This window comes from Amycolatopsis sp. NPDC004368 (genome assembly GCF_053602515.1).
Genome location: NZ_JBSGDT010000037.1, coordinates 72399 through 79183, shown reverse-complemented (window position 1 = coordinate 79183; position 6785 = coordinate 72399). Strand labels below are relative to the sequence as shown.

Annotated in this window: 5 protein-coding genes; all 5 read right to left on the bottom strand. The window is 64.8% G+C overall.

What is annotated here, in order from left to right:
• Positions 1-613: 613 nt before the first annotated feature.
• The gene (locus ACWEOE_RS34945; RefSeq protein ID WP_452016835.1) at positions 614-880 is read right to left on the bottom strand and encodes a hypothetical protein; all 267 of its coding nucleotides are present in this window, start codon (positions 878-880) and stop codon (positions 614-616) included.
• Complete coding sequence (locus tag ACWEOE_RS34940) at positions 877-2034, bottom strand: putative T7SS-secreted protein (protein WP_452016833.1); 1158 nt, start codon at positions 2032-2034, stop codon at positions 877-879. The genes ACWEOE_RS34945 and ACWEOE_RS34940 overlap by 4 nt, the downstream gene beginning before the upstream one ends.
• Positions 2027-2320, bottom strand: coding sequence for a hypothetical protein (locus ACWEOE_RS34935; protein WP_452016831.1), 294 nt, complete (start codon positions 2318-2320; stop codon positions 2027-2029). Before ACWEOE_RS34935 ends, ACWEOE_RS34940 begins: the two co-directional genes overlap by 8 nt.
• A 2800-nt stretch (positions 2321-5120) precedes the next feature.
• On the bottom strand, positions 5121-6173 hold the full coding sequence (locus tag ACWEOE_RS34930) for a pentapeptide repeat-containing protein (RefSeq protein WP_452016829.1): 1053 nt from the start codon (positions 6171-6173) through the stop codon (positions 5121-5123).
• Between the two features lie 229 nt (positions 6174-6402).
• Positions 6403-6747 carry a hypothetical protein gene (locus ACWEOE_RS34925; protein WP_452016827.1) on the bottom strand — a complete coding sequence of 115 codons (345 nt, stop codon included), beginning with the start codon at positions 6745-6747 and terminating at the stop codon, positions 6403-6405.
• Positions 6748-6785: the final 38 nt, after the last annotated feature.

Genomic DNA, 6785 nt, shown 5'->3' with positions numbered 1-6785 from the left:
GCCATGGCTCACCTCCACCGGCCAGCCTCACGCTCACCAGCCCAGATGTCCACGCGACACGGTTACCACGCCAACGTTCCTTGATGAGGCACTAGTTCAGCCCAGGGCTCAGCGGGAGAACTCATTGCAAAGTTGCGCGAGCTGCGAGGTTGACGCGATAGTCACGGGTTTCATCGTGCGCTCGTACATCTGCGATGGGCCAGCTTTGTATCGCTACTGAGACAAACCGCCCTGAAATTGGGGCAGGAGCATTGATTTCAGCGCCGATGCCGCTGGTCGCCGACTCGGCGACAACCTGTGCTCCCTCGCCGTCCGCTCCACGCTGGCAGACCGCCGCGTGACCACCAGCGGCATCCTCGCAGGCCCCTTCATCTGGTCACCCCGATGAAGACCATCACCAGCCAGCTACCTGGCTTCGACGACGGCGACGACGACAAGGTCTTCGTCACCGAGCGAACGCCAGCTTCACCGCGTCGACCGTGCGTGGGGTCGTCGCCATAAGTCCTCCGGATCACTGTCCCTGCTCGCGCGACCGTCAGCACGACTTAGCTGGTACGAAAGGGTAGGTACCTCCAAGTGGGATGAACCGTCGTGGCTGACTTGTGCGCGTCGCTCATTCGTCGAGGTCTTCGGTGGGCCATTTTGTCAGGAAGGCGCCGAGTGCGTTGTCGATGAGTGCTCCTTGCGCTGTGGGTTCCTGGCCGGGACCGAGGTGCTCTGTGAAGGCGTCGGACAGGACCTCGATGACCAGCTCTTGCTGATCCATGGTTGGCTTTTCCTGCGTTCGAAGGGCATGCAGCAGATCAGGGTTTCGTTCTGCGAGCAAGCTCGTGATGACTGTGCGGAACTCGTCGGGAAGGGTGTCGATGACGGTGTTCACTCATGCCTCCAGCCGGCTCGAGATCGTGCCCACGCGGTGACGACCTTTCCTTCTTTGTTGAGGTTTACCACTGCGTCTGTTCCGGTGTAGCGGTAGGTGCCGCCGTAGGGGTCTGGCCGGTATTTCGGGGTCTTGATCGGGTTGTTGACCGCGTCGTGGGCGGCGGCGTCGTTCACACCGTGTCCGTTGCGGGTGGCCATTTGGTCCTCACCGTGGGCGGTCTTCCCGGTGATCTCCTTGGGTGCCGGGAATGGTGGTTCGCTCTCGGCTCCGGCGTTGCTGCTGCCGTGGTTGGTGTCCGCTGGCGATACGTGGTCGTCGCCTGCTGCGTGTCCTGCCATGTTCACGACGGCGACGCCGGTGATGGAAGCTCCTGCGGCTATCCCTACTGCGGAGACCACGTTGAGCGGTACACCGGCGACGGCGCCCACGCCCGTGGCGTCCAGTGCAACGCCCAGCCCTTCCCCTGCGGAGCTGATGACGGTGAGCCCGATGCCGGCTGCAGCGGTCAGGGCGTCGCCGGGGTGGTTGATGATGGTGTTGCCGAGGGAGGCCAAGCCGTTGATGAGGTGGCCACCAGCGTCGGCGAGGAAGTTTCCCGCGTCGTCGAGCCAGCTCGAGTCCTGGGGTGCTCCGCTGGTGGCATCGCTGATGGCTCCTGCGACGGTGTCACCGACTTCGGCGAGCTGAGCACGAGCGCGATTGAGGGTGTCCTGGGCGGTCTGGCGAGGCGCCGCGCCAGGGTCGGTGAATCCGAGGGCCGGCCCGCCGGTGGCTGCAGCTTGTGCTGCTGCCTGGTCGTGTTGGGCCTGCGCGCGCTGTGTGGCGGCCTGGGCCTGGTTCCACGCGGCGAGAGCTTCGGTCGCCTGTGCTTGAGCCCAGCGCAGCGTGCCGGCGTAGTGGTCCAGGGCGTCGGCGGCGGACAGCATTGAGTCGGCGGCGTCATACCACTTGGCCGGTTCGTAGGAGAACTTGTCGTGGAAGGCGTGAGCCGCCGGCCCGGTCCAGGCTCCCGTATCGATCGCCTTGAGCCCCTCGGATGCGCGGCCGGCCCGGTCGGCTCGGGCACGCAACACCCGGACGTTGTCTTCGATTGCCTCCGGCTTGCCGGGCACCAACTCGGCTGGATCCTGGGTTTGCCCAAGTTCAGCCATCGTCGACTGCTCCCTGACCGGGGTCAGTCGTCAACGAGCGGGTGGCCGCGTCATCGATGGCGCGGTATGCCTGAGTCGCGCGGGACAGTGTGTCCGCGATGGCACCGGCGTCGTCGGTGAGGGTGTCCAGGCCGTCGCTCCAGCGCACGCAGAAGTCCATCAACGCATCGTGCACACCAGAGTGCCCGTACAGACCGCTGTCGCCGCAGAGCCCGCGAAGCTCGAAATTCTCCTGATCATCGACGCTCTGCCTGATGCCGGTCGCGGCCTCGTCGAGCTTCTCCACCTCGACATGGAACCCAGGCCCATCCACTACCGAATCCCACCCTCTCACTATTACAGACAGTAGTGGATCAGTGTGCAGGGTTCTGGCCAGTTGCTCAACTCCGCGTCATCGGCGTGGACTGCCGGGTGCGGTTCACAGCGACGATGTTGCCGCTGCGTCGGTGCCTGCGGATCGCTCGTGAGGAGTAGCCGATGCCGCTGCGGATACGGTCGGGACCAGTGCAGGCCCTACCGCGTCCGGCCCGAGGAATGCGCCGGCGGTCGGCCGACAGCAGCTTCTTCGTCCATCTCGGGCGGCAAGGCGAACGTTCCGGAGACCTTGTCGGGCAAAGTTCGGGCACACCCGGCTGTCGTGAGCGCGTCGCGCTGAGCCTCGGGGAGGCCGCCCGTGCGACTTTCTCGTCGGACAACTCGATGCGCGACGCGAGCAGGCGGCGCGCGACGGCTTGGGTCACTTACGGTGGTCCAACTGGCAAGATCACCTTGATCTGCATGCTGCGGCCGCGTTGAGATTCGCGAGCGCGAAAGACTTGGTCGCCGCCAGCGACCGGCACGGAGCTGGGTTCGCGCACCTCTGCAATGCAGTCGCGGGGCCCGCGGTGATACTGCGCTTTAGGATCTGGATCACCGGCTGCGGAGGCCGCGTACCGCGCCGTCGGCTCCGCCGATCGGCAGCGCCATCTCGACTCGCTGACCAGGGAGCCGGCGCGGAGTCACGTCTGGGTCGGCACTCCGGCGCTTCGAGGTCCTTCTCGGGCTCTGCTCGAGCAGGGAGGGGAGGTGACGGCCTTTCGGCCGATCACGCGACCATCTGAAGGGCAGCCTCGATGAGCACAACCACATCACGACCCCACGACGTCGTCGGTACCGGCGACGTCCGCGCATCTAACGGTGATCGTGCCGATGATACGGCTGCGAAGGGAATCGGCTGGAAACCTGCTGGTGCCGGCGGACCTGGCGGAGCTCCGCGCTCCGAGGCGCTGAAGGGGCTTTGGGACAATCCCGTACCGTCGACGCTCGACTGTTCGAGCGATACACGACGTGGACGGGGAGACGGGCGCACGGCGCTGGCAGGAAACCGAGTTCTGGCGACACTCGCTGTGGGGCCTGACGGTGCACTGTGGGTCGCCGTTGACGGCGCTGATGTCGAGCAGTTGGCCACCAGCATCAGCATCGTGTGCGATGCGCTGATGCGGCTGCGCTCATCCCTGGAGTGAACAGTGAGCAGCTGACCTCGATGACGGGGCTCTCCGCCACATGGCAGAGACCCTCGTCATCGAGAAGATCGCTGCGGCGACAAGCGGCACTCTTGTCCCTGGCCGCCTCCATGGCAAACACCAACTACGTCGCGTGGGCCGTCCGTACGTTGTCGATTCGTTGGCCGATGCGGCGTGTTGTGGGGCCTCGTCGTGCTGTGATTGGAGCGAGCACGTTGTGATGGCGGACAGGTAGTTACCGGGGTCAGGACTCGGTCGACTGGTGATTCGCGGTCCGGGCGCCGGCTGATTGACTCGACCCATTAGCGGGCATCACTCTCGCTGCCTCGGCAGGTAGACGATCGGCATCGCGACCACGTTTCTCTGTTGCTGGAACGTATTCGATCTCTCGTCACGACACTGGCCGGGATCGTCCCAGTCTCACGTGTCACGTTGTATGGCCTCGACGCTCTCGGGAGCTTCGGAGTATGGCTGCGACGTCGGCGATCTCTTCGTCGGTCATGGGTGCCATCGCTGCGACGATGGGGTGCCAGTAGGCGCGGGATTCTTCACTGATCTGTGACGTGGAGTGCTGGGTCGTTATCGTGTCCTCCACGACTTCCGGTCCCTCGCAGGGCTGGGCGGTGTCTGGCGCTCGCCGAAGCTTTTTGCTGGTCTTGGCGTTGGGAGACGGCTGGTCTTTGGTCACATCAGTCAAAGTCGCGAGGGAGGGCTCTGTGTTGCATCAGAGTTGCCTCGCAGCCGTCAGGCGTTGCGAGACCCTCGAGACTGCCCTTGCTGACGGGGCACCGGTGAGGTGGCCTTCCCGTTCCCCTCCGGACCGGGGTGGCTCGGACATTACAGTGATACCGGACACCCCCGACAGCTTCGGCCGGGTCGTGCCTCGAAGGCGTGGTCCGCGCCCTTCCAGGACAAGACCGAGCGGGCGGCGCTGAAACAGCGGGAAACGCTGCGCCGTACCACTCAACAGCTGATACGGGGTGGCGGTTTGTCAAACGCTGGGTGAGGTGCCCGTCCTGTTTGAGAGCGGGCACCTCGTGGCTTCATCGCGTCTACTGGGTGGTGGAGCGTGTCGTGGGCGACGCGTGGTCAATCTGATACACGTCGGTTGCCTATCGCAGAATGGGGGGCCTCGTCCGTCGACTGCTGTGGAAGGGCAACGAGGACGATCTCACGTTCAAGATTCCCGACTGGTCGGTCCCGGTCTTCCAACGCCGCAAGGCCCCGGCAGGTGACGGGCCCGCTCTTGCGTCGGTCGCCGGAGGTCTCTCGACCCGTCGAGCGCAACTGACCGAGTCAGCGAAGCCATGACAGCCGTCGGGTTTGGGTGGGTGACCAGCCACGCGCAAGCCTGTCGGCACGGCCCTCGGCGAGGCTGGCCAGCCAACCACCGCAATTGCCGACTAGTTGGGCAACAGCCCTGACGTGGCTGACAAGCACTACCGAAAGGGGCGTAGTGAACGCTGACAACGTACGCGCTCGAGTCGAGGCTACCTAGCGCGGCCTGACGGTGCGTCGACGGTGACGCGGGCGTCAGCTGTGCTTAGGACTTCAGCTGGAATGATGCGAGCCGGACATCGGCGGTCATCGCTGCGCTCCGCTGAAGTCCGCCCCGGTCAAGTTGGTCCGCGACAAGTCGACTCCGCGCAGATCTGCATCGGACAGGTCAGCGTATGACAGGTCGGCGTCGATGAAGTTGGCTTGCCGGAGATCGAGGCCGTGAAATGCTGCCCCGGTTAGGGAGGCGTGGTCGAAGGTTGTTCCCCTCAGGCTCTTCGCTGCGGTGAAGATCGCCTTCGGAAGCTGTGCCTGCGTGAAATTGGTGTTGTCGAGGCTGGCGCCTACGAAGCTTGCTCCCGGTAAATTCACCTCCCGGAGAGAGGCTGACGAGAGGTCGGCCGCGTAGAAATCCGGCGCCACCGCTCGGCCATCAAGAATCTTGTTTAGGTCGATGTACGACGACGCGGTCGTCGACCGCAGTGTTGTTTCATCCCGCCGCGCGCGGTCCAGTACCGCCCTCTGAAGATTTGTGCCGGCGAACTTGGTGTTGTGAAGCACTGCACCGGCGAGGTCGGCTCCGGTCAGGTTTCCGCTGGTGATGATGGTCCCCAACCACACACTGTCGGTGAGCCGGGTTCCGGCGAGGTTGGCTCCGGTCAGACTCACGCCGGCCATGTACAGTCCAAACAAATTACTGTCGGACAGGTCTGCGTTGCCTAGGTCGATGTTGGCCAGGTCGTACAGTCTGAAGTCGAGATGACTTAGGCAGGCGCCCTTCATGTCGGCCTGGACAACCGACGGGTCGCGCGAGGGCGGATCGCTCGCCGGCCGACGGGTCAGAACCGTCAGGACGGCGCCGATATCTGTGGGGAGCTGGGCCTTCGAGGTAGTTGCCGGCGGTGATGGGCAATGGGCGTTGTTGCGCACGAACCCGGCAAGTACGTTTGTGATCGTGCCCGCATCTCGGGGAGAGTCGTTCGAGAGGCGCTCGAGGGCGTAGATGCCGCCGAGGCGAATGTCGGCCTTGTCCGAGCCGAGTTGGTCGATCGCGCGACCGAACCGCTCGGTGTACTGGCCTTGCTCCGTGACGGCGTTCTGCTGGCGGGTAGCGTCGAGGGTCTGGTTGGTGATGTACACTGCGGCAACCGCGGCTGCACCGGTGCCCAGAGAGGCTAACAGAGCAACCGCCCTGGCACTCTTGCCCCAGCCAGCCCAGCTGCCGACGCGTCGCAGACCACGGTGCCGCTGCGGAGATTCCGGCGGCGTCGGGTCGGGTGCGGACGGTAGGCGGAGTCGGGTCGCACGCAGCCCTCGAATCGGTACCGCGTTGGCGGGTACCCGGCGAGGCGGTTGTCGTGGGTCGAGACTAGTCATCCTCGTGCCTGTCCGGGTTCGTCGACGAGCAGCCTGCCGACGGGGCCGAGGAGCACAGCCACGGGCGACATCGCAGCGCCGAATACGCAACGTATGCGATTGTAGTTGAAAGACCCTCTAGTCTGGGACGTTCGTGGTCGGCGGCGGTGAGATGGGTGGCGACGGTGCAACCGACGGCGATTATGTTGTTGCGGATGCTGTCGCGCCAATCGCCGTGGTTGTCGGCGTAGGTATAGACCGTCGCAGTCAGCAGCTTGTTCTGCGCGTTGCAGACAGCACGCTCGTCGTCGTAGACGAGCGGAACGGTGCGCTGCTCCGGTTCGTGCGAGTAGGGCATCAGCGGCCTGGTACCGCGGTAAGCGTGGTGGCCTCGGA

What these genes read in the sequence shown, in the direction of transcription:
- ACWEOE_RS34940 (WP_452016833.1), bottom strand. Translation starts at nt 2,034, where the DNA reads ATGGCTGAACTTGGGCAAACCCAGGATCCAGCCGAGTTGGTGCCCGGC.
- ACWEOE_RS34925 (WP_452016827.1), bottom strand. Translation starts at nt 6,747, where the DNA reads ATGCCCTACTCGCACGAACCGGAGCAGCGCACCGTTCCGCTCGTCTAC.